The sequence below is a fragment of the Oceanicoccus sagamiensis genome (assembly GCF_002117105.1).
Taxonomy (GTDB): domain Bacteria; phylum Pseudomonadota; class Gammaproteobacteria; order Pseudomonadales; family Dasaniaceae; genus Oceanicoccus; species Oceanicoccus sagamiensis.
The window spans coordinates 230,065-254,541 of the sequence record NZ_CP019343.1; the positions used below are offsets into that span (position 1 = coordinate 230,065).

Genomic DNA, 24,477 nt, shown 5'->3' on the forward strand with positions numbered 1-24,477 from the left:
AGACTAATGACATCTTTAAATATTGATTTAATTATAAACCTTGCATATATCGCCTCTGCGGTATTGTTTGTGTTCGGACTTAAAATGTTGAGTTCGCCCGCTACTGCGCGTAAAGGTAACTTAATGTCTTCGGTGGGTATGTTAATCGCCATCGTTGTAACGCTGATGAATGAAATAAAACTGCCCTGGGAAAATATTATCGGCGGTTTAATTATTGGTGCACTGATTGGTTCTATTGCTGCACGCAAAGTTGAAATGACCGGTATGCCTGAATTGGTAGCCCTGTTTAACGGCTTTGGTGGTGCATCGAGCTTGTTAGTAGGCTTGGTAGCCGTCTATGCAGCCACCAATACCACCTTTACCAATATCACTATTATTCTGTCCATCTTAATCGGCGGTGTAACACTGACGGGTAGCTTGATTGCTTACGGTAAGCTGAGTGAAAGAATGCCTAGTAAGGCAATTCAATTTACTGGCCAGCAAGTCTTTAATGGCGCATTGGTAATTGCCATTCTTGCTTCTGCTGTCATGTTTATTCAAAACCCAAGTGCGGATAGCGAGTGGCTGTATGCAGTTATCGGCTTATCACTGGTCTTTGGCATTATGATCACCATCCCTATCGGTGGTGCAGATATGCCAGTGGTTATCGCTCTATTGAACTCCTACTCAGGTTTAGCGGCTTGTGCGGCAGGTTTTGTATTAAACAACAACCTGTTGATCGTATCGGGTTCTCTGGTAGGTGCTAGCGGTCTGATCCTGACTAACATTATGTGTAAGGCGATGAACCGCTCATTAAACAATGTACTGTTCAGTGGTTTTGGAGCAGCCAAAGTCTCTACGGCGAAGATTGAAGGTGAAGTTAAGCCTATCTCTGCAGATGATGCTTTCTTGATTCTTGAAGCGGCACAGAATGTGGCTATCGTACCGGGTTACGGTATGGCAGTTGCACAGGCTCAGCACGTTGTTCGTGAGTTGTCCGACCACCTTGAAGAGAACGGCTGTGAAGTTCAGTTCGCTATCCACCCGGTTGCAGGCCGTATGCCTGGCCATATGAATGTACTGTTAGCTGAAGCCAACGTACCTTATGACCAGTTGGTTGAAATGGATGATATTAACCCTCAGATGAGCAATATGGACGTGGCGATTGTTATCGGTGCTAACGATGTTGTTAACCCTGCAGCTAACGAAGATGAAGGTAGCCCACTCTACGGCATGCCAGTTATCAACGTGAACGAAGCACGCACCGTGTTTGTACTAAAGCGCTCTATGGGTTCAGGTTTCTCTGGTGTTGATAATCCATTGTTCTTTGGTGATAACACCAGAATGCTGTTTGGTGATGCGAAAGAATCTATTTCTACGATTGTGGGTGAGTTTAAAGGCTAAGCCACAAGCCGCTATACCTACTAACAAAAAGGCCCTGCTAACTCCGTTAGCAGGGCCTTTTTTTTATTAGACATAACTTAAGCGCGTTTGCGGGTAGCTCCGGCCAAACCTAATAGAGCTGAACCAAATAACCAGGCAGCACCAGGAACGGGGACTTCAGAGATGCCAGCAGCAGGAGCCACTAAACTTTCCGAACCACCACTGCCGAAATTCGTTACATGAACACCTATCAATAATTCCGTACCCATGGCGGCAATGGTATCGTCATAAGTTTTACCGTTAATCAATTCAAAGGTAATAGTTACCCACTCATTGACGTTAACACCTTTTTTAGGGGCTGGGTTATCAGCATCCGCTAGAAAGCCAGCAGTTACTTCAAAGCCGATGGTATTACCACCAGGAAGATCGGGTGGTTTGGCACCTGGGCTAAACTTTACGCCTCCGCTTGAGGTGGCTATATCTGTAAGGCCTAGCAATGTGCCGTCATCGAAATAGATTTCGGATATTGTCGATTGGGCTGGGCCCAGATTAGTAAATTTGAAGTCTACATAGCCAACGCCACCATCGAGGATATCAACAATGATTTGGTCTTCACCAATCTGACAATCGTTATCAATATTATTAGTGATGCAACTGAAATTGAAGGTTTCGGCTTGTACCGAATTAGAATAGCTGCTGACGACAAGCGCCAGAAGGCCTATTTTCCGTAATAAACGCATTTCACTGTTCTCGAGGTTATTATTGTTATGGCTCTTTTTGAGCTCTATTTATTGTTCTTATTATTGCTTGCGAAAAAATCTGAAGCAGGCAAGTTAGAATTATTATTGTATGTAAATAATACGCAATTTTTATACCTTTATAACAAAAGCATTTAATATCATGTAGTTAAACTATAGTTTATATATAACAAATATTGAAAGTGTAAAATTAGTCGACAGAATTGAGCGGGCGTTGCACTGTTAGCAAGCGGTTAACCCCATGGGCTTGCGTCCCCCAAGAGACGTCATCGCCGCGAGTCACTGTGGCCATTTCAAGGTTAATTTGATCTCATGGGTAAGCGTGAGGATGGCCTACCGTGTGCTGCAAACGGTGCTTTCAATCCCTTCCCTTTAAACACTGATAACGAGCTGTGTAGGGTGGATTATAATCCACCTTGTTTGCACCTGGGCGTGATGGTGGATTGCAATCCACCCTACGGTGAACAGGTTTTGAAGGCATGTGGTTGGTGTCTGGGAGAACCTCCAATGTGTTGGGTGCTTTCAATCCCTTCCCTTTAAACACTGATAACGAGCTGTGTAGGGTGGATTATAATCCACCTTGTTTGCACCTGGGCGTGATGGTGGATTGCAATCCACCCTACGGTGAACAGGCTTTGAAGGCATGTGGTTGGTGTCTGGGAGAACCTCCAATGTGTTGGGTGCTTTCAATCCCTTCCCTTTAAACACTGATAACGAGCTTTGTTGGGTGGATTATAATCCACCTTGTTTGTGCACCTGGGCGTGATGGTGGATTGCAATCCACCCTACGCTGAACAGGTTTTGAAGGCTGCATTGTGCTCCGGGAGAACCTACAGTGTGCTGAAAGCGGTGCTTTCAATCGCTGCGCGACGTCTTCGACGCACCAACCCCACAAAGGGGTTGTCACATGGCAAGCCTGCGGCTTGCTTTACGGAAGATTAACTCCTCGCATCCAATATATAAAAAAACCCCGTAGCATGAACATGCTACGGGGTTTTTTTATAGATTGAAGCCTGGCGATGACCTACTCTCACATGGACAAAGTCCACACTACCATCGGCGAGGACACGTTTCACTACTGAGTTCGGGATGGGGTCAGGTGGTTCCATGTCTCTATGGTCGCCAGGCAAACTGGCTTGGATCGACCTTTGTCTTACGCTCTTAATGAGCTGCTATAGTCGGTTTCCAAATAGGGTGGTAAATAAGCTAATCGATTCTGTAATTTCTTTCGTTTCTTTCAGTATGATCCGTTGGTGCAATCATCATGTTTCTAGGTTGCCCATACAACAAAGGGGTAAAACCACTTCATTATATGGTCAAGCCTCACGGGCAATTAGTACTGGTTAGCTCAACGCCTCACAACGCTTACACACCCAGCCTATCAACGTCGTAGTCTTCGACGGCCCTTTAGAACTCTCAAGGAGTTAGGGAGAACTTATCTTGGAAGGGGCTTCCCGCTTAGATGCTTTCAGCGGTTATCCTGTCCGAACGTAGCTACCCGGCAATGCATCTGGCGATACAACCGGAACACCAGAGGTTCGTCCACTTCGGTCCTCTCGTACTAGAAGCAGCTTTCCTCAATTCTCCAACGCCCACGGCAGATAGGGACCGAACTGTCTCACGACGTTCTAAACCCAGCTCGCGTACCACTTTAAATGGCGAACAGCCATACCCTTGGGACCGGCTTCAGCCCCAGGATGTGATGAGCCGACATCGAGGTGCCAAACACCGCCGTCGATGTGAACTCTTGGGCGGTATCAGCCTGTTATCCCCGGAGTACCTTTTATCCGTTGAGCGATGGCCCTTCCATACAGAACCACCGGATCACTATGACCTACTTTCGTACCTGCTCGACTTGTCAGTCTCGCAGTCAAGCGCGCTTGTACCATTATACTAACCTCACGATTTCCGACCGTGATTAGCGCACCTTCGTACTCCTCCGTTACTCTTTGGGAGGAGACCGCCCCAGTCAAACTACCCACCACACAATGTCCTCGCTCCAGATAATGGAGCTGAGTTAGAACCTCAAGATGATCAGGCTGGTATTTCAAGGTTGGCTCCACAATGGCTAGCGCCACTGCTTCAAAGCCTCCCAGCTATCCTACACAGACCATATCAAAGTCCACTGTGAAGCTATAGTAAAGGTTCACGGGGTCTTTCCGTCTAGCCGCGGGTATACGGCATCTTAACCGCAATTTCAATTTCACTGAGTCACTGGTGGAGACAGCGTGGCCATCATTACGCCATTCGTGCAGGTCGGAACTTACCCGACAAGGAATTTCGCTACCTTAGGACCGTTATAGTTACGGCCGCCGTTTACCGGGGCTTCGATCAAGAGCTTCGCCGAAGCTAACCCCATCAATTAACCTTCCGGCACCGGGCAGGCGTCACACCCTATACGTCCACTTACGTGTTTGCAGAGTGCTATGTTTTTAATAAACAGTTGCAGCCACCTGGTCACTTCGACCGGCCTCAGCTTAGGGAGCAAGTCCCATCACCAAAACCGGCGTACCTTCTCCCGAAGTTACGGTACCATTTTGCCTAGTTCCTTCACCAGTGTTCTCTCAAGCGCCTGGGTATTCTCTACCTGACCACCTGTGTCGGTTTGGGGTACGGTTCCTACATATCTGAAGCTTAGAAGCTTTTCTTGGAAGCATGGCATCGACCACTTCAAGTTCTTTACGAACTCTCGTCATCAGCTCTCAGCCTTAGCGACCCGGATTTACCTAAGTCACCAGCCTACAACCTTAAACGCGGACAACCATCGCCGCGCTGGCCTAGCCTACTCCGTCCCTCCATCGCAATATGCAGAAGTACAGAAATATTAATCTGTTTCCCATCGACTACGCATTTCTGCCTCGCCTTAGGGGCCGACTAACCCTGCCCTGATTAGCATGGGACAGGAAACCTTGGTCTTCCGGCGAGGGGGTTTTTCACCCCCTTTATCGTTACTCATGTCAGCATTCGCACTTCTGATACCTCCAGCAAACCTCTCGGTTCACCTTCAACAGCGTACAGAACGCTCCTCTACCATGCATATAAATATGCATCCGCAGCTTCGGTTAGCAATTTAGCCCCGTTACATCTTCCGCGCAGGCCGACTCGACTAGTGAGCTATTACGCTTTCTTTAAAGGATGGCTGCTTCTAAGCCAACCTCCTAGCTGTCTGGGCCTTCCCACATCGTTTCCCACTTAATTGCTATTTGGGACCTTAGCTGGCGGTCTGGGTTGTTTCCCTTTCCACAACGGACGTTAGCACCCGTAGTGTGTCTGCCATGATTGTACTCCGCGGTATTCGGAGTTTGCATCGGGTTGGTAAGTCGGGATGACCCCCTAGCCGAAACAGTGCTCTACCCCCGCGGGTAAGACATGACGCTCTACCTAAATAGATTTCGAGGAGAACCAGCTATCTCCCGGCTTGATTAGCCTTTCACTCCGAGCCACAGGTCATCCGCCCATTTTTCAACATAGGTCGGTTCGGTCCTCCAGTGCCTGTTACGGCACCTTCAACCTGCCCATGGCTAGATCGCCGGGTTTCGGGTCTAAAGCCTGCAACTAATTCGCCCTATTAAGACTCGGTTTCCCTACGGCTCCCCTAAACGGTTAACCTTGCTACAGACCTTAAGTCGCTGACCCATTATACAAAAGGTACGCAGTCACAGAACTAGTCTGCTCCCACTGCTTGTACGCATACGGTTTTAGGTTCTATTTCACTCCCCTCTCCGGGGTTCTTTTCGCCTTTCCCTCACGGTACTGGTTCACTATCGGTCAGTTAGGAGTATTTAGCCTTGGAGGATGGTCCCCCCATCTTCAGACAACATAACACGTGTGCCGTCCTACTTAATACGTCGATGATCATTTTCGTGTACGGGGCTATCACCCTGTATCGCCAGACTTTCCAGACTGTTCCACTAATTTACATCGCTCGGCTAGTCCCCGTTCGCTCGCCGCTACTAGGGGAATCTCGGTTGATTTCTTTTCCTCCGGGTACTTAGATGTTTCAGTTCTCCGGGTTCGCTTCCACACACCTATGTATTCAGTGCGGGATACCTTTCTTATGAAAGGTGGGTTTCCCCATTCGGACATCATTGGTTAATAACGGTTGGTTGCCACCTCACCAATGCTTTTCGCAGGCTCCAACGTCCTTCATCGCCTCTAACTGCCAAGGCATCCACCGTATGCGCTTAGTCGCTTGACCATATAATCAAGTAGTCTCTTCTCTTAAACAGCAAGAGCGTCAACACTTCATCACATAGCTTACCAAGAAACTTAGCAAGACTATTTGAGGACTTAAATTCAAATAGCTTGTTTTATGATCGCCGGATCATACAGTTTTTACACTTGAGAAATTACAGTGATTTAATCGTCATACAGTCATCACAACCGTAATCTTATTAAATCTGTCAATCATTCATCGGCTAGGATGAACAATCAACGCGTCAACTATATAAGGAATAATATAGTTAACAGTTTTAATCAGCTTATCTACCTTGTTAAAGAACATCTGGTCGTTAAAAAACCAGAAAGAAAACATCTAAACACAGACATCTTTTTTCTGGTCTCTTTACTTAGTAATAGCAGGAAGGTTGTTACATTTGGATTTTCATCTTAAAAAAATGGTGGAGCTATGCGGGATCGAACCGCAGACCTCCTGGATGCAAACCAGGCGCTCTCCCAGCTGAGCTATAGCCCCATCGATAAGACTTTTATCTTTCTAGAATCAGAAGATTGGTAGGCCTGGGCAGACTTGAACTGCCGACCTCACCCTTATCAGGGGTGCGCTCTAACCAGCTGAGCTACAGGCCTATAAAGTTTTAAACCCTTTATATTAGGTCTGTGGACCCTTTCCGGGTATCGCTATTACTACCAGTTCAGATCAAGTAATTCGTGTGAACGCTTGCAAACCTATAAGACAAATAAGTTAAGGAGGTGATCCAGCCCCAGGTTCCCCTAGGGCTACCTTGTTACGACTTCACCCCAGTCATGAATCACTCCGTGGTGACCGTCCTCTGCAAGCAGTTAGACTAGCCACTTCTGGAGCAACCCACTCCCATGGTGTGACGGGCGGTGTGTACAAGGCCCGGGAACGTATTCACCGTGACATTCTGATTCACGATTACTAGCGATTCCGACTTCATGGAGTCGAGTTGCAGACTCCAATCCGGACTACGACCAGTTTTATGGGATTAGCTCCACCTCGCGGTTTTGCAGCCCTTTGTACTGGCCATTGTAGCACGTGTGTAGCCCAGGTCGTAAGGGCCATGATGACTTGACGTCGTCCCCACCTTCCTCCGGTTTGTCACCGGCAGTCTCCTTAGAGTTCTCAGCTTAACCTGTTAGCAACTAAGGACAAGGGTTGCGCTCGTTACGGGACTTAACCCAACATCTCACGACACGAGCTGACGACAGCCATGCAGCACCTGTCACCGAGTTCCCGAAGGCACGAAACTATCTCTAGTAACTTCTCGGGATGTCAAGACCTGGTAAGGTTCTTCGCGTTGCATCGAATTAAACCACATGCTCCACCGCTTGTGCGGGCCCCCGTCAATTCATTTGAGTTTTAACCTTGCGGCCGTACTCCCCAGGCGGTCTACTTAGTGCGTTAGCTGCGCCACTAAGGAATCAAGTTCCCCAACGGCTAGTAGACATCGTTTACGGCGTGGACTACCAGGGTATCTAATCCTGTTTGCTCCCCACGCTTTCGCACCTCAGCGTCAGTATTGGGCCAGGCTGCCGCCTTCGCCACTGATGTTCCTTCTAATATCTACGCATTTCACCGCTACACTAGAAATTCCACAGCCCTCTCCCATACTCTAGCTTGCCAGTATCGTATGCAGTTCCCAGGTTGAGCCCAGGGCTTTCACATCCGACTTAACAAGCCGCCTACGCGCGCTTTACGCCCAGTAATTCCGATTAACGCTTGCACCTTCAGTATTACCGCGGCTGCTGGCACTGAATTAGCCGGTGCTTCTTCTGCGAGTAACGTCACAGCTGCACGCTATTAACGTACAACCTTTCCTCCTCGCTGAAAGTGCTTTACAACCCTAAGGCCTTCTTCACACACGCGGTATGGCTGCGTCAGGGTTTCCCCCATTGCGCAATATTCCCCACTGCTGCCTCCCGTAGGAGTCTGGGCCGTGTCTCAGTCCCAGTGTGGCTGATCATCCTCTCAGACCAGCTAAAGATCGTCGCCTTGGTGAGCCTTTACCTCACCAACTAGCTAATCTTACGCAGGCTCATCTAATAGCGTGTGGCCCGAAGGTCCCACACTTTCCCCCATAGGGCGTATGCGGTATTAGCATGCGTTTCCACATGTTGTCCCCCACTACTAGGTAGATTCCTACGCGTTACTCACCCGTCCGCCACTCTACTCACTCCGAAGAGCTTTCACGTTCGACTTGCATGTGTTAAGCCTACCGCCAGCGTTCAATCTGAGCCATGATCAAACTCTTCAGTTTAATCTTTTACATCAGTAACTTATTAATAAGTACATGATGGGACTGTTACGTGATTACCTCACTTCACAATCCAAAATCCTAGGCTCAGGAATTAAGTTTCATAATCGCTTCAAATAAATATATTTGCTGCGTGTAAGTCACTTGTATTCCTGATAATAATTTATTGTCATTATCAGCTCACAAGCGCCCACACGAATTACTTGATCCAATCTGTTAAAGAGCTTTCGATCTCGCCAGGAGATTCGAAGATGTCGGACACGACCTAAGGCCTTGCCAGACTCCCTACTCATGTAGGGGACGCGCATTATACATAGCGCCTCGTAATTGGCAACTGCTGAAATGAAAAAAATCTAAGAAATTTAACGATTTAGCACTTTTTGTTGCGGTTCTTTGTCTTGGACATTTTGTTGCTGTGCCTCGACAAGAGAGCGCGCATTATACGGGCGAATCTAAGGGTGTCAACGGCTATCTGTAAATTATTTTCAAAAGATTGAAAATGACCATTTTTCGATTAAATATCAGGCGGAAATGGGGCTTTTGGGTAGGGGTTTGTACTTAATTTGGGCAGTGGCTTGGTGGATTGTAATCCACCCTACTGGTTTAGGCGGGTTTTGGGGTTGGGCGCTGAAACTTTATTACAACCCGTAGGGTGGAATATATTCCACCAACAGCTCTGAGCTTTTATGGCAAGAGGTGGATTTTAGTCCACCCTACTCAGGACGGCTTTAAGGCAGCGGTGCGCTGAAACTTTATTACAACCCTAAAAGCCAATAGAGCGGCCAGGATTGCACTATATAGTAAGGCCTCACCAAAGTCGGAGCGTACCAGCCAGATAAAGTGGGCGCAGGCTAGAACGCCAATCAAGTAGGTGAGCTGGTGTAATGTTTTCCAGCTGCGCTTCAGTTTTCGCTGGGCCCAGTTATTAGAGGTGATACCCAGCGGCACCATTAACACCCAAGCGATAATGCCTAGCGCCATATAGGGGCGCTCGGCGAATTCTTCCACAAAAATAGGCCAGCTCCAGCCGAGTAAATAGGTCAGCACGGCAAATAGATGTAATGAGGCATAGAACCAGGTGTAGAGGCCTATCATCCTGCGATAACGCAGAATAGCCGGGCTCTTAGTCAGGGTACGTATCGGTGTTATTGCCAGGGTGAGTAGTAAAAAGCGTAGCCCCCACTCCCCGGTCTCCAATACCAGCTCTTTACCGGCATCGGGGCCTAACTGGCCAGAGACAGCAAAGTAGATCAAAGCCACAGCCGGGATTAGGCAAAATATAAAAACGATGGTTTTTTTTAGGGCCATGGTGTTTTTTGCGGTTAATAGTATTTACGGAGGTCCATCCCAGTATAGAGAGATGCTACCTGTTCGCCATAACCATTGAAGGGTTCCGTTAGAATTCGGTTAGGTGAAAATAAACCGGAGGGTAAACGGCGTTCTGATTTTTGACTCCAGCGGGGATGATCAACATCCGGGTTTACATTGGCGTAGAAACCATACTCACTGGCCTGCAATAGATTCCAGGTGGTTGGTGGCTCTTTTTCCAGAAATTTTATTTTGACGATGGATTTGATACTTTTAAAACCATACTTCCAAGGTACAACCAAGCGGATCGGCGCACCGTTTTGGTTGGGTAGCACTTTGCCGTATAAACCTACCGACATAAGTGTCAGCGGATGCATCGCCTCATCCATTCTTAGACCTTCTACATAAGGGTAATCAATGGTGCTGGTTCTGGAACGCTGACCTTTCATTTCTTTAGGGCGGTATAAGGTTTCAAAGGCAATATATTTGGCTTTTGAGGTGGGCTGCATTTGCTTGATAAGATCAGCCAGTGAAAAACCAATCCAGGGCACTACCATTGACCAGGCTTCAACGCAGCGTAAACGGTAAATACGCTCTTCCAGGTCAACCTTACTTAAAATATCTTCCAGCGGATAAGTACCTGGCTTTTCCACCTCGCCTTCTATCGTAATCGACCAGGGGTCAGTGGTCAGGGCATGGGCATTCTTTGCAGGGTCACCCTTACCGGTACCAAACTCGTAGAAGTTGTTATAGCTGGCCACATCATCATAGGGGGTTAAAGTCTCATCGGTATAAAAACCTTCCGGGCCTTGTTTCGCTTTGGCGTACTGCAAAGCTTTGAGCTCTTGCTCAGCATGAGCCATACCCGCAGTACCCAGAGCCATAGCGCCACCAGCAATCAGGGAGCTACCCATAAACTGGCGACGGTTTAGATAAACGGATTCGGGGGTTATTTCGGAGGACGCTATATCTGATGTTTTTTTAATAAGCACTACACAACTCCTATTGGGAAGATCCAGTCATTCACTTGAGGCTATGAGTATTTATACGGGAAAAGATTCCTCAACGATCAAAATTGACCGCTATTTGTCACTTTTCCCGCAGCATCGTCCATATTTTGGTAGCAGGCCCCGATAAGGCATAGAGCACAAAACCAGCCAGTAGGATTTTAGCAGGGTCCAGCATCACCAGACCAAAGCCCAGTACTACTAGAATCATCACAACAAAGGGAACACGACCACGGAGGTCTAAACCCTTAAAGCTATGGTAGGGCACATTAAGAATCATCAAGAAGCCGGCTATAGCGGTCATTAAGCCAGCAATCACCGCTAACTCAAAGGGCACACCATTGCCGACATAACCAATATCGTGACAAACCCAAATTGTACCGGCTACAACAGCCGCGGCAGCGGGGCTGGCCAATCCGGAAAAGTAGTTTTTATCCGCGGTATCAATTTGGGTATTAAAGCGCGCCAAACGGAGTGCCGCACAGGCCACATAGATAAAAGAGCAGGTCCAGCCAAACTTGCCCAAATCTGATAAAGCCCAACTAAACATAACCAGTGCAGGGGCAGCACCGAAGGACACCATATCCGCCAGGCTATCGTACTCGGCACCAAACTTACTTTGGGTATTGGTTAAGCGAGCGACACGGCCATCCAGACCATCCAAAATCATGGCGACAAAAATCGCAATAGCCGCAGCTTCAAACTTACCGTTAATACCGGCAATCACTGCATAATAACCGGAGAATAAAGCCGCCGTAGTGAACAGGTTAGGCAGTAAATAGATACCTCGACGACGAATGGTTTTACCGTCAACCGACACTTCCTCTTCGTGCTCATCAATCAGTATTAATGATTCCGGTGGCGTCTCCGGTTGCTCAGCCGCACTCTCAGGCTTATCAGCAGAAACATCCCGCAATGGGGTGGAAGGTTCTTTCGGCTTATCATTCATAGTGGGTATTCTTTCAGTGCAGCTACAATGTTGCCCATGATAAATTAAAACTCGCTGCGGTACGATGCTTTTGCACAGTCCCAGAAGGCTTTAACCAGTGGATTTTCCAAACGCTGGGCTGAAGCACCCAAGCCAACCGCAAAAGGTGCCAAAGGAGGCTGTACATCAATCACCTGCACTTTATCTTTTAAGGGACTGTTGATCAGCACCAGCTCTGGCACGACCCCTACTCCCAAGCCAAGCCCTACCATACTAACAATAGCCTCATGACCACTAACCTGAGCATAGATATCAGGCTTGATGCTTTGGGAGCGGAACCACTGGTCAAGACGGGTTCTGGCCAGGCCCCGCTCTGAGACGATAAAAGGAATATCCTGCCAGTTGATCGGGCTTGAAACGTCCAGATGACCTTTGATAGTACTTTCTACCGCGCAATGGATAACCGGGTAAATAAAGAGCAGCGGCGAATGGGTCAGGGTCTGGAATTGAATTTTTGAGGGCAGCTTATCGGGCCGGGCTGCGATAGCAACATCATCTTCACCACTCATTAGGTGTTCGATCGCATCAGCCTGATCACCGGTGCGGAGCTTAATATCTATATCCGGGTAACGGGTTCTAAAGGGCTCCAACAGATCAGACAAAACGCTGTAAGCGGCGGTCACGGAGCAATAAACACTGACCTCACCACTTAAGCCCTCGGCATCCCGACGAATGACTTCCATAAAAGAACGCCATTGCCCCAGAGTTTGGCGGGCATAGGATTGGAACTGGCGGCCGGTTTCAGTCAGCCTTACCGTACGGTTATCACGCTCCAATAGGCGCTGCCCCACCTCTTCCTCAATTTTCTTAAGGCTGCGGCTAACCGCAGAAGCACTCATATGCAGGGCATCACCGGTTTGGCTGAAGTGCAGATTCTCAGACAGAGTCAGAAATAGCTCTAAATCTTTGGTATCCATAGGGATTCCATGTTGCGGATTTTGCATCACTGTATAGCAAATACATCATTTTACGCAACATCCTTTTTTCTATATAGTGCGCGCACTGAATTATGTATGGCTGACAGACCGCAGGGCCTGTTACCTGAATTTATAGAGGAGCTACCCCATGGGTCAAAATTACTTCAACACCCTTCCACTGCGGCTGCAGCTGGAAGAACTCGCCAAATGTCGCTTTATGGACCGCGAAGAATTCGCCAACGGCTGTGACTATATCAAAGGCAAAAAGATCGTTATCGTCGGCTGTGGTGCTCAGGGCTTAAACCAGGGTTTGAACCTGCGTGACTCCGGTCTTGATGTTTCTTACACGCTGCGTGCTGTAGCCATTGAAGAAAAGCGTCAGTCCTGGAAAAACGCGACGGATAACGGTTTTGCTGTAGGAACTTATGAAGAGCTGATTCCACAGGCTGATATCGTAATGAACCTGACTCCAGATAAGCAACACACCGATGTTGTCACTACAATCATGCCGCTAATGAAGCAAGGCGCTACTCTGGATTACGCACACGGTTTTAACCTGGTTGAAGAAGGTATGCAGGTTCGTGAAGACTTAACCGTAGTTATGTGCTGCCCTAAATGTCCTGGTTCTGAAGTACGTGCTGAGTATGTACGTGGTTTTGGTGTTCCTACTTTGATCGCTGTCCACCGTGAAAACGATCCTAATGGCGATGGCCTTGATATCGCTAAAGCGTTGGCTTCAGGTACTGGTGGCGATCGCGCTGGTGTACTTGAATCTTCTCCTATCGCTGAAGTTAAGTCTGACTTAATGGGTGAGCAAACCATTCTTTGTGGTATGTTGCAGACTGGCTCTATTCTTTGCTTCGACAAAATGGTTGAGCAAGGTATTGACGCAGGTTACGCATCAAAGCTGATTCAGTACGGTTGGGAAACGGTCACTGAAGGTTTGAAAATGGGCGGCATCACTAACATGATGGACCGCTTATCAAACCCTGCCAAAGTTAAAGCCTATGACCTGGCTGAAGAGCTTAAAGATATTATGCGTCCTTTATACCAGAAGCATCAGGACGATATTATGTCTGGTCACTTCTCTCGCACTATGATGGACGATTGGGCTGCTGACGATAAGAACCTGTTGGGCTGGCGTGCAGCTACTGCTGAAACAGCGTTTGAAAAGTCTACCAATACTGATCAGGAAATTTCTGAACAGGAATTTTATGATAACGGTATTTTGATGGTCGCTATGGTTAAAGCCGGTGTTGAGCTAGCGTTTGAAACTATGGTGGATGCGGGCATTAAAGAAGAGTCTGCTTACTACGAGTCTCTGCATGAAACTCCGCTAATCGCTAACACCATTGCTCGTAAGAAGCTGTATGAAATGAACGTGGTTATCTCTGATACCGCTGAGTACGGTTGTTACTTGTTTGACCACGCCTGTAAGCCTTTGTTAGAAGACTTTATGAAGAAGATCAGCACCGATGTTATTGGTAAAGGTCTAGACCTTAAAGATAATGGTGTCGATAACCAGGAACTGGTTGCTATTAATGCTGAGCTTCGTAACCACCCGGTTGAAGTGGTAGGTACCAAGCTACGTGGCTACATGACAGCGATGCAGAAAATCGTTTAAGTCATTGCTTAAAAACAAAAAAGGCCGGTCAATGACCGGCCTTTTTTTTGCTCGTAGGGTGGATTGTAATCCACCTTTATCCAATGCTGGTTTTGGTGGATTGTAATCCACCCTACGAGGAGTTATTTCTGCTTAGACGTTAAGCGTGTTCCCAACGGTTTGCGTTGAAGAAGGTGCCCAGATCATTAAACTTCACGCCATTTTCCACCATCACTTTATGAGCCGCCTTGGCCACCATCTGGCGTATATAAAATGGCTGCCCCACGACAAAGTGATGTATCGCGTGGGTGCTACCGAAGTTAAAGCAAAACAAATGCAGTGGCGCAAAGAACCAGGGCTTAAGGATTTGTGTTTGCTGAATCAGATTATTAACACCACCATAATAGTGCATCGCAGACGTCACAAAGTTTAATGAGGCTGAGCGAATAAAGTTAGGGGCAATTAGCACCACTACCAGAAAGTCGACAATATTCATGCTCTGCATAAACCATTCAGGGTAGACCGTAGCCGCCCCCCAGATAGCATCATAGCCGTGAAATAGAAGAAATACATACCAGCCACCAAAGTAGAGAATAGCTAGCGGGAAGGCTGCATTAATCACTTCCAGCGCAGAGAAATTGGTGATGTCTTTTTTCAACGCGGTGCGTCGAGCCAGCATGCCCAGCAAGCCGTCGAACATCACCAGATAGCGCATTAGGAAACCATAGGCAATACCGTTACCCACCAGACGCTCTTCTAAATCTTTTTCAGTACCAGAAACTTTATGATGCAGGAAGTGCATACCACGGCGATACCAAGGGCTCACAGTATTAGGGCGCATTACCCAAACCACTAGCATCATCAGGTTATGCATAAATTTGTTTTTACGGAAGTACTGGCGATGAATCAGGTCGTGTTCCAATTCATGGGACAAAGAGGCAAATACCGCCGCTGAGACAATACAGAACCAGGCGGGAATCACATCGGTATAGTAGAGATAGCCACCGCCAATCATACCACCCAGTGATAGCAACATAATGGCAAAGCCAATCCAGTCCTGATATTGCAGGATACTGTACTTCGCTCGCAGGCGCTGTTCCTCGGCTTTAATCGTCGTGACGATATGAGCAATACGCTGCTCAACCGAAAGGGCTACTGAGGGGTCAGAAAGCTTCATATATGACTGGCTCCGTGGTTATAAAAGGCTAAGTCTAACTGTCAGGCTATTTTATCGCGGAGCATTCTAACAAAAACTTAGGCCGTGAACATCGTTATATTTACCTAGAAATACAGAAATCGGCTTTCTATTGAGTAAAGATAACTAAAGATCCCGCCATCACCGGTGGCTGGCTGGCTGACAAAAAAATACCCGCATCGACCGAGACGGGTATTTTTTGTTCAAGCAGTGTAAGCCATTATAAACTAAGGACTTTTTCACCCCGAGCAATACCCGACACACCGCTGCGAACCACTTCCAGAATCCCGGTATCATCCAACGACTCGATAAAAGCATCCAGCTTATCGGAGGGCCCGACGATTTGGATGGTATAGATCGTTGGACCTACATCAATAATCTGGCCACGGAATATATCAGTGCAGCGCTTGATTTCAGCCCGCTGAGCACCTGTAGCCCTCACCTTCACCATCATCAATTCCCGCTCGATATGAGCCCCTTCGGTCAGGTCAACCAACTTAACCACATCAATCAAGCGATTTAAGTGCTTGGTGATTTGCTCAATTTGCTGATCATCACCCAGGGTGGTGAGTGTTAACCGAGACAAGGTAGCATCTTCCGTGGGTGCCACATTTAAACTCTCAATGTTGTAACCACGTTGGGAGAATAAGCCAACCACACGGCTTAATGCACCCGGTTCGTTTTCCATTAATACTGAAATAATATGCCGCATTATGTTCTCTCCGTTTTGCTTAAAAACATATCGCGCATAGAACCATTAGGGGCTATTTGCATCGGATATACATGTTCATGACGATCGACATAGACATCCAGGAACACCAATCGATCTTTTAACTTAAAAGCTTCGTCCATAGCATCATCCAGGTCTTCGAGCTTTTCAACGCGGATCCCAACATGGCCATAGGCCTCCATAAGTTTTACAAAGTCAGGCAATGACTCTTCATACACACTGGAGGAATAACGCCCGGCATACTGCATATCCTGCCACTGCTTAACCATGCCTAAATAACCGTTGTTCAGGTTAATAATTTTTACTGGGGCACCGTATTGTGTACAGGTTGATAGCTCCTGAATATTCATTTGGATAGAGCCTTCGCCAGTCACACAGGCAACATCCGAATCAGGGAAAGCCATCTTAACGCCCATAGCAGCCGGTAGGCCAAAGCCCATGGTGCCGAGGCCACCGGAGTTGATCCAACGACGAGGCTTATCAAACTTATAAAACTGCGCAGCAAACATTTGATGCTGACCTACATCGGAGGTGACATAGGCTTCGCCATCAGTTGCACGGTATAAAGACTCGATAACCTGCTGAGGCTTGATCATGCCGCTATCAGTTTCGTAACGCGGAGCTGTCCATAAACCGTGGGCGTCTCGCCACTCATTGATCTGCTTCCACCAGCTATCCAGAGCTTCGCTATCCGGCAAAGACGTATCAGCGGAGCGCAATTCACGCACCTGGGCAAGCATATCTTTTAAGACTACATCCACCGGGCCAACAATCGGAATATCAGCCGTCACCGTTTTAGAGATAGAGGCAGGATCGATATCCACATGAATAATTTTTGCCGTTGGGCAGAACTTACTAATGGTGTTAGTTACACGGTCATCAAAACGTGCACCTACCGCCAGAATCACATCACTGTGGTGCATGGCATTATTGGCTTCAACAAAACCATGCATACCCAGCATACCAAGAAACTGTTTATCTGTTGCCGGGTAAGCACCCAAGCCCATAAGGGTATTGGTGACCGGATAGTTAAGCTCTTGGGCTAATTCGGTTAATAGTTCGCTACCATTACCTTGTACCACTCCACCACCGGTATAAATAACCGGACGCTGGGCGCTTAGCAAAAGCTGCATCGCTTTTTTGATCTGACCCGAATGCCCACGGGTAGCTGGCGTATAAGAACGCAGCTTCATTTTTTCCGGATAGACGTATTCGTACTTGTCATTAGGGTTAGTAATATCTTTGGGGATATCAATAACCACGGGACCGGGGCGGCCAGTCGCCGCTAAGTAGAATGCCTTCTTAATGGTTTCAGGGATTTCCCTGGGGTCTTTAATCAGGTAACTGTGTTTTACGATAGGCCGGGATATACCCACCATATCGGTTTCCTGGAAGGCATCACCACCAATCAGGTGGCTCTGTACCTGACCGGATATAACCACCATAGGGATAGAATCCATATAGGCTGTAGCAATGCCGGTAATTGCATTGGTAGCACCGGGACCTGAGGTCACCAGCACCACACCGGGTTTACCGGTAGCACGGGCATAACCGTCGGCAGCATGGGTCGCCGCCTGTTCATGCCGCACCAGAATATGAGGGACTTTGCTCGATTTAAAAAGAGCATCGTATATATGTAAAACCGAACCACCGGGGTAACCGAAGATAAATTCAACACCTTCGTCCTCCAGGGCACGAACCACCATGTCGCCGCCAGATAACATTTCCACTGAGCTATACCTCAAATTTTAGAGTCCGCAAAGCAGTCACTCTAATCAGTGTAAGAAAAAACCATGAGATAAAGTAAAGTCCAAAGCCGAAAGCTTTAAGGAGGATACAAACCTCACAACCAAAGTTAGTGTCTCCCAAGCTGGGACATCACTAAAACCATAGATAGCGATAATGCCAATAGACGAGACGACGATCAGGCGATCGTTATCGTTAGGCATTACCACAAACAGGTCGTGTGTCTGCAGAGTGAAGGGAGCGTCCCATAGTCAATACCGGTAAGTAGAGACTCGACGCTAATATCGGCTACCGGTAAGTAACAGATATCGGCCATCAACGTTCAAGGGGGTAATTTTGAATGAAGATTGAGCAATGTCAACTATTTGCGGGCAAAGACTGGGATTTGTCGGTAATAATCTTTAATTTGTCCGCAAAATCAGCACTATTTCCTACCTAAACCAGCTTTCTTTGCCATAATTGGTGCTATCAGACAGATCAACAGGGAAATAACACCACCATGATCAAAGCATTACAGTTCATCATTATCAGCCTGGGGTTGATAAGCGCCACCATGCTTCAAGCCGAGCAAAACGGTATTTATCGCTGGACCGACGATCAAGGGGTTGTACAGTATTCAGACCGGCCTCCTGAGGGTGTCGAAGCGGTATTTATCAAGACCTCCACCGGCAAGCGCTCTACCCCCTCTGCGGCAAAAACAGCACAGTCGGATGATGACGCTGATGAAGGCAGCGAGAGCAGCTCCCAAACAATGGAAGTCATGCCTGAAAAAGACCCCAAGTTGTGCGAACAGGCAAAAAGAAACCTAAAAGCACTGGAAAGTGCACGTATCCGTATTACCGAGCCCGATGGCAGCAAACGGATTTTGACTGAAGATGAAAAGGAAGGCCAACGAGCCAATGCCAATAAATTTATCAAGGTGCATTGCTAAACAACATTCCATAATTAAAAAAGGCAGCTCAGGCTGCCTTTTTTAATGGGCGCTATCCGCGATTAAAGACCAGTTGATCGGTGTCAGGGTCCAACTCAGTGCGTATGACTTCACCGGGCATAAACTTACCCTGCAAAATATCCTGCGCTAGCGGGTTTTCCAAATACTGTTGGATAGCCCGTTTTAACGGACGCGCGCCGTAAACCGGATCAAAACCCACGCTGGCCAACTTATCCATCACCTCGTTGCTGATTTCAATATGCAGCTCTCGCTCCAATAAACGCTGACGTAATAAATCGATCTGGATACTGGCAATACCGCGAATCTGTTCTTTAGCCAAGGGGTGGAAAACCACCGTCTCATCAATCCGGTTGATAAACTCAGGGCGGAAGTGCCCACCCACTACATCCATCACGGAGTGCTTCATCGCTTCGTAATTATTCTCTTTTGCCAGTTCCTGAATTAAATCAGAACCCAGGTTAGAGGTCATTACGATCACCGTATTACGAAAATCAACGGTACGCCCCTGGCCATCGGTTAAGCGGCCATCTTCTAACACCTGCAGCAAGATATTAAACACATCAGGATGCGCTTTTTCCACCTCATCCAGCAATAGCAAAGAATAAGGGCGACGACGCACGGCCTCGGTGAGATACCCCCCCTCTTCATAGCCAACATAGCCGGGGGAGCACCGATTAAACGAGCGACGGAATGCTTCTCCATAAACTCTGACATATCAATACGCACCATGGCCTCTTCGCTATCAAACAAAAAGGTGGCCAGGGATTTACACAACTCGGTCTTACCGACCCCCGTTGGCCCTAAGAATAAAAACGAGCCATTAGGACGGTTGGGATCAGACAAACCGGCACGGGAGCGCCTGACAGCATTAGAAACCGCCGTCACGGCCTCGTCCTGACCAATAACTTGCTGTTGTAAAGACGCTTCCATCTGCAGTAGTTTATCCCGTTCACCCTCTAACATTTTGGCCACGGGGATACCGGTCCAGCGGGAAACCACTTCCGCCACTTCCTCATCGGTGACTTTATTACGTAATAAGGTCATCTCCATCATTTCTGCCTGGCTAGCCATATCCAGGGTTTTTTCCAATTCGGGGATAACACCGTACTGTAATTCCGACATACGGGTTAGGTCACCGGAACGACGAGCTGACTCCAAGTCCAGACGAGCTTGCTCCAAGTCGCTTTTGATTTTTTGTGAGCCATGCAGGGCGGCTTTTTCTGCTTTCCAGATTTCTTCCAGATCAGCAAATTCACGCTCAGCCTTATCAATATCACTGGCTAAAATGTCTAACTGTTTTTTAGCCGCACTATCGGTATCTTTCTTTACCGCCTCACGCTGAATTTTGAGTTGGATCAAGCGGCGCTCCAAACGGTCCATATCTTCCGGTTTAGAATCAATTTCCATACGGATACGACTGCCCGCTTCATCAATTAAATCGATGGCCTTATCCGGGAGCTGACGATCGGTAATATAACGCTGGGAGAGTTTGGCTGCAGCGATAATTGCCGAGTCAGTAATATCCACACCATGGTGAACTTCATAGCGCTCTTTTAAACCACGCAAAATAGCAATGGTGTCTTCTTCATTCGGCTCTTCCACCATAACTTTTTGGAAGCGACGCTCAAGGGCGGCATCTTTTTCAAGATACTGTCGATATTCATCCAAGGTAGTGGCACCCACACAGTGTAATTCACCACGAGCCAAGGCTGGTTTAAGCATATTGCCCGCATCTAGCGCACCATCTGATTTACCCGCACCCACCATGGTGTGCAGCTCATCAATAAATAAAATAATACGGCCTTCCTGCTTGGACAATTCATTCAACACAGATTTTAAGCGCTCTTCAAATTCACCACGAAATTTAGCGCCCGCTAACAGTGAGCCCAAATCTAACGATAATAAGCGTTTATCTTTTAATCCCTCAGGCACTTCACCGTTGATAATACGCTGCGCCAAACCTTCTACAATCGCCGTTTTACCCACGCCAGGCTCACCGATCAGTACCGGATTATTTTTGGTGCGACGCTGCAATACCTGTACGGTGCGACGAATTTCATCATCGCGACCAATCACCGGGTCCAGTTTGCCTTCTTCGGCCTGGGCGGTTAAATCGACGGTATATTTATCAAGGGCCTGACGGTTTTCCTCGGCAGAAGGATCGTTAATCGCTTCGCCGCCACGGATACTGTCAATCGCCTTCATCAGCGATTGTTTATTAACACCGGCATTTAAAATAAGTTGGCTAACCGAGGTATTGGCATCCAACATAGCCTGCACAACCACCTCCGATGAAAGGTAGGCATCATTATTTTTCTGCGACAGTTTGTCCGCCAGATTTAGCACCCTACCTAAATCGTTAGACATATGAATATCACCAGCACTGCTGGTGACGGTCGGTAAATCTGTTAAACCTTGATTAATCGCTTCACGCAGACTGGGCACATTGGCACCGGCCTGTGACAATAACGGTCTGACAGAGCCATTTTTTTGTTCCAACAAGGCCGACAATAAGTGCAGCACATCAATAGCATTATGGTCTTTACCCAAGGCTAAAGACTGTGCATCGGATAGCGCTAATTGCAGTTGATTGGTAAGGCGGTCCATACGCATTGTTTGATACCTTTTACTGATTTCCAGAAAGAAAAATAACAATACTTACTAAATAAGGCCGTTTTTTTGTAAATCAAGGCTTAGGATCAATCGGGGCGTTTATAGATCAAGGTCACCATCCGCCCTGTCTGTCCGTCACGGCGGTAGGAATAAAACCTGTCGCTATCTTTATAGGTGCAAAAGTCGCCGCCGTAGATAGCGCTAATACCCAGATTATTTAAACGAATACGCGCCAGTTGATAGAGGTCGGCAAAATAAAAACCCGGTCGATGGCTATTTTCCCGAAAGGCTTGCAACACAGCAGCCTGATCGCTGTTATTAAAAGCCTGCAAAAATTGCTGGCGAACGTCTTCACCCACTTCAAAATTTGCCTGGCTAATCGCAGGCCCTAACCAAACCATTATTTCACTGCTTGGCACGGTAAATTTGGCCATAGTGGCATCAATAACACCACCGGCCAAGCCGCGCCAACCGGCATGGATAGCGGCAATTTGGCGCCCCTGTTGATCACAGGCAATTAGCGGTAAACAATCAGCCGTCATCACCGCGCAAGCTATCGCTGGCAATGGGGTAAAGCTGGCATCGGCATCCGGGCAAACCGCATCACCTGCATTAACTACGGTAGCGCTATGGGTTTGATTAAGCCATTGGATCTGCTCTATGCCCTGACAATACTTGAACAAGCGTTGGCGGTTTGCCTCAACCTTTGCCGGGTCATCATCAACATGGGCAGCGACATTAAAGCTGTCATAAGGCGGTCCACTGACTCCGCCAATGCGCGTGCTGGTCAGAGCAACAATATTGTCAGGTGCAGGCCAATCCGGTGTAATAACCGTCACTAGACGTCTTCCCGTTCCAGCAAAGCCAACAGCTCGACCATATCCTCAACCAACGGGACTTCCCAACTAATCTCTTCATCCGTTAGCGGGTGAACCAGAGATAAACGCCTGGCATGCAGGGCTTGGCGACTAAAACCACGCAGGCCATTAATTAAGTCTTCACTGGCACCCTTGGGCAGTCGTGGCCGACCGGCATAAAGAGGGTCGCCAACCAGCGGATGTTTAATATGTGCCATATGCACCCGGATTTGATGGGTGCGGCCAGTTTCTAACATACAGCGGATATGACAATGGTTGGCAAAACGCTTTAGCAATCGATAATGGGTAATGGCCTCTTTGCCACCCAGAGTCACGACCGCCATTTTTACCCGCTGTTTGGGGTGGCGGCCAATATCCGCTTCAACCTTGCCTCCGCCGGTCATACTGCCAAAGACCACCGCCTCATATTCACGGCTTACTGTGCGGGCCTGTAATTGGTTCACTAAATGGTTTTGCGCGGCGAGGGTTTTAGCAACGACCATCAAGCCACTAGTATCTTTGTCTAAGCGGTGCACGATACCCGCCCGCGGGACGCTGGCAATATTGGGATCATGGGCCAGCAAGGCATTCAATAAAGTACCGCTAGCATGGCCTGCCGCGGGGTGAACCACCAGACCGGCGGGTTTATTAATCACCAGTAAGGCCTCATCTTCATAAACGATATCCAGATCGATATCTTCTGCTTCCCAGCGCTCTTCATTCTCTACCTCGGCCTTTAGCACCAGCAGGTCACCGGAGAGGAGTTTTTCACGGGTCTTTTTCGTTTCTCCATTGACGGTTAATTCACCACTTTTAATCCATAGCTGCAAGCGCGCCCGGGAGTAATCGGGGAAAAGTTGGGCAGCGATTTGATCAAAGCGGCTACCGCTAAGCTCTTCGGTGACTGCGGATTCTAATTCTATTGTCTCGGCCATTGAAATTCCTGTCAGGATGACTTTATGCCTACCGACGGCTGTGTTTAAATAGCGGCCGCAGCTGGCGTTTTATGGGCACTTATCACCCATAACCCGGTCTAATTTTGCCCTATTGTATATGAATGCTCGGAAACCGTTGGATGAACATGCTTGTTAAATCATATTTTATGCTGAGATTACTGCTAATTACGCTTATTTTGGGTCTGGCAGCCTGTTCCTCAGACGAAGAGGTACCGCAAAACCTGACTGAAAAAGAGCTTTATGAGCAAGCTCAGGAGAATCTTAAGGATGAAAGCTTCCAACTGGCGGTAAAAAACCTCCAATTATTAGAAGCTCGCTACCCCTTTGGCCCCTATGCCGAACAGGCACAATTGGAAATTATCTACGCCCACTACCGCAATTTTGAGCCGGAAGCTGCCATTGCCGCCGCTGACCGTTTTATCCGCTTACACCCCCAACACCCCAATGTCGACTACGCCTACTATATAAAAGGGCTGGCCAACTATGTTGAGGGGGAAGGCTTTTTAGACCGCTTTTTGCCTACTGATATGACTATGCGTGACCCCGGTGCCGCCCTACAGTCATTTGAAGACTTCAGGCAGCTGCTCTATCGCTACCCCGATAGCAGCTATGCACCAGACGCCAAAGCCAGAATGGTGTATTTGCGTGCCCGTTTGGCTCGCTATGAAATCAATGTGGCCAACTATTACTTTAAGCGAGGCTCTTATCTGGCCGCTGCTAACCGTGGCCGTTATGTTATCGAAAACTTTCCGCAGACCCCGGCGACAGCCGATGCTCTGGCGGTCATGATTCAAGCCTATCAATTAATGGATTTAAACGACTTGGCCAATGACTCACTGGTAGTACTGAAAGAGAACTTCCCTGACCACCCGTCTATTGATGACAACGGTCAGTTTATTGATAAATTTACCGTCGCTGCTAACGAGCGCTCATTGATCAATAAGGTTTCCTTTGGTTTATTTGACCAAAGCGCCCCACCCAAATTTGATAACCGGGCAGAGTACCTGATTCGCTAATACGACTTTATATT

Annotated in this window: 14 protein-coding genes, 2 tRNA genes, 3 rRNA genes and 1 pseudogene; 4 read left to right on the forward strand and 16 right to left on the reverse strand. The window is 47.8% G+C overall.

Going from position 1 to position 24,477, the window contains the following annotated elements:
* Nucleotides 1-6 precede the first annotated feature (6 nt).
* Entirely contained in the window at nucleotides 7-1,383 is a 1,377-nt protein-coding gene (locus BST96_RS00995) for an NAD(P)(+) transhydrogenase (Re/Si-specific) subunit beta (RefSeq protein ID WP_085756901.1), read from the forward strand.
* A gap of 77 nt (nucleotides 1,384-1,460) precedes the next feature.
* Here the strand turns inward: BST96_RS00995 and BST96_RS01000 are convergent, their stop codons facing one another.
* From BST96_RS01000 to ilvY, 10 genes are all read right to left on the reverse strand, one after another.
* The gene (locus tag BST96_RS01000; protein ID WP_085756902.1) at nucleotides 1,461-2,102 is read right to left on the reverse strand and encodes a hypothetical protein; all 642 of its coding nucleotides are present in this window, start codon (nucleotides 2,100-2,102) and stop codon (nucleotides 1,461-1,463) included.
* Between the two features lie 1,029 nt (nucleotides 2,103-3,131).
* Nucleotides 3,132-3,247, reverse strand: a 5S ribosomal RNA gene (rrf, locus tag BST96_RS01005).
* A gap of 185 nt (nucleotides 3,248-3,432) precedes the next feature.
* Nucleotides 3,433-6,318, reverse strand: a 23S ribosomal RNA gene (locus BST96_RS01010).
* Between the two features lie 419 nt (nucleotides 6,319-6,737).
* A tRNA-Ala gene (locus BST96_RS01015) sits at nucleotides 6,738-6,813 on the reverse strand.
* A gap of 36 nt (nucleotides 6,814-6,849) precedes the next feature.
* A tRNA-Ile gene (locus BST96_RS01020) sits at nucleotides 6,850-6,926 on the reverse strand.
* A gap of 116 nt (nucleotides 6,927-7,042) precedes the next feature.
* Nucleotides 7,043-8,578 (reverse strand): 16S ribosomal RNA (locus tag BST96_RS01025).
* Together the 16S, 23S and 5S rRNA genes with 2 tRNA genes alongside form the textbook arrangement of a ribosomal RNA operon.
* A gap of 714 nt (nucleotides 8,579-9,292) precedes the next feature.
* Nucleotides 9,293-9,883 (reverse strand): protein-methionine-sulfoxide reductase heme-binding subunit MsrQ, encoded by a 591-nt coding sequence (locus BST96_RS01030; protein ID WP_085756903.1) that lies wholly within the window; start codon nucleotides 9,881-9,883, stop codon nucleotides 9,293-9,295.
* Nucleotides 9,884-9,897: 14 nt separating this feature from the next.
* Complete coding sequence (gene msrP, locus BST96_RS01035) at nucleotides 9,898-10,875, reverse strand: protein-methionine-sulfoxide reductase catalytic subunit MsrP (RefSeq protein ID WP_085756904.1); 978 nt, start codon at nucleotides 10,873-10,875, stop codon at nucleotides 9,898-9,900.
* Between the two features lie 97 nt (nucleotides 10,876-10,972).
* Nucleotides 10,973-11,839: a CDP-diacylglycerol--serine O-phosphatidyltransferase gene (gene pssA / locus BST96_RS01040; protein ID WP_085756905.1), complete on the reverse strand. Its 867-nt coding sequence runs from the start codon at nucleotides 11,837-11,839 to the stop codon at nucleotides 10,973-10,975.
* A gap of 44 nt (nucleotides 11,840-11,883) precedes the next feature.
* Nucleotides 11,884-12,795: an HTH-type transcriptional activator IlvY gene (gene ilvY, locus BST96_RS01045; RefSeq protein ID WP_085756906.1), complete on the reverse strand. Its 912-nt coding sequence runs from the start codon at nucleotides 12,793-12,795 to the stop codon at nucleotides 11,884-11,886.
* A 148-nt stretch (nucleotides 12,796-12,943) separates the two neighbouring features.
* On the opposite strand from ilvY, the gene ilvC reads away from it, so the two are divergent.
* Complete coding sequence (gene ilvC / locus BST96_RS01050) at nucleotides 12,944-14,419, forward strand: ketol-acid reductoisomerase (protein WP_085756907.1); 1,476 nt, start codon at nucleotides 12,944-12,946, stop codon at nucleotides 14,417-14,419.
* 139 nt (nucleotides 14,420-14,558) lie between these two features.
* Here the strand turns inward: ilvC and BST96_RS01055 are convergent, their stop codons facing one another.
* The 3 genes from BST96_RS01055 to BST96_RS01065 all read right to left on the reverse strand — a co-directional run bounded on the left by BST96_RS01055 (nucleotide 14,559) and on the right by BST96_RS01065 (nucleotide 18,053).
* On the reverse strand, nucleotides 14,559-15,575 hold the full coding sequence (locus BST96_RS01055) for a fatty acid desaturase (protein WP_085756908.1): 1,017 nt from the start codon (nucleotides 15,573-15,575) through the stop codon (nucleotides 14,559-14,561).
* Nucleotides 15,576-15,813: 238 nt separating this feature from the next.
* On the reverse strand, nucleotides 15,814-16,305 hold the full coding sequence (gene ilvN, locus BST96_RS01060) for an acetolactate synthase small subunit (protein ID WP_085756909.1): 492 nt from the start codon (nucleotides 16,303-16,305) through the stop codon (nucleotides 15,814-15,816).
* Nucleotides 16,305-18,053: an acetolactate synthase 3 large subunit gene (locus BST96_RS01065; RefSeq protein ID WP_085756910.1), complete on the reverse strand. Its 1,749-nt coding sequence runs from the start codon at nucleotides 18,051-18,053 to the stop codon at nucleotides 16,305-16,307. The genes ilvN and BST96_RS01065 overlap by 1 nt, the downstream gene beginning before the upstream one ends.
* A gap of 515 nt (nucleotides 18,054-18,568) precedes the next feature.
* On the opposite strand from BST96_RS01065, the gene BST96_RS01070 reads away from it, so the two are divergent.
* Nucleotides 18,569-19,000 (forward strand): DUF4124 domain-containing protein, encoded by a 432-nt coding sequence (locus tag BST96_RS01070; protein WP_085756911.1) that lies wholly within the window; start codon nucleotides 18,569-18,571, stop codon nucleotides 18,998-19,000.
* Nucleotides 19,001-19,052: 52 nt separating this feature from the next.
* Here BST96_RS01070 and clpB read toward each other — a convergent pair.
* The 3 genes and pseudogenes from clpB to rluD form a co-directional block, all read right to left on the reverse strand.
* Nucleotides 19,053-21,634: pseudogene (clpB, locus tag BST96_RS01075) on the reverse strand (ATP-dependent chaperone ClpB).
* 86 nt (nucleotides 21,635-21,720) lie between these two features.
* Nucleotides 21,721-22,473 carry a peptidoglycan editing factor PgeF gene (gene pgeF, locus BST96_RS01080; protein ID WP_240554874.1) on the reverse strand — a complete coding sequence of 251 codons (753 nt, stop codon included), beginning with the start codon at nucleotides 22,471-22,473 and terminating at the stop codon, nucleotides 21,721-21,723.
* Nucleotides 22,473-23,426, reverse strand: a complete 954-nt coding sequence (gene rluD, locus BST96_RS01085; protein WP_085756912.1) for a 23S rRNA pseudouridine(1911/1915/1917) synthase RluD — start codon at nucleotides 23,424-23,426, stop codon at nucleotides 22,473-22,475. The genes pgeF and rluD overlap by 1 nt, the downstream gene beginning before the upstream one ends.
* 167 nt (nucleotides 23,427-23,593) lie before the next feature.
* Between rluD and BST96_RS01090 the strand changes: the two genes are divergently transcribed.
* The gene (locus BST96_RS01090) at nucleotides 23,594-24,463 is read left to right on the forward strand and encodes an outer membrane protein assembly factor BamD (RefSeq protein ID WP_338043294.1); all 870 of its coding nucleotides are present in this window, start codon (nucleotides 23,594-23,596) and stop codon (nucleotides 24,461-24,463) included.
* Nucleotides 24,464-24,477 lie beyond the last annotated feature (14 nt).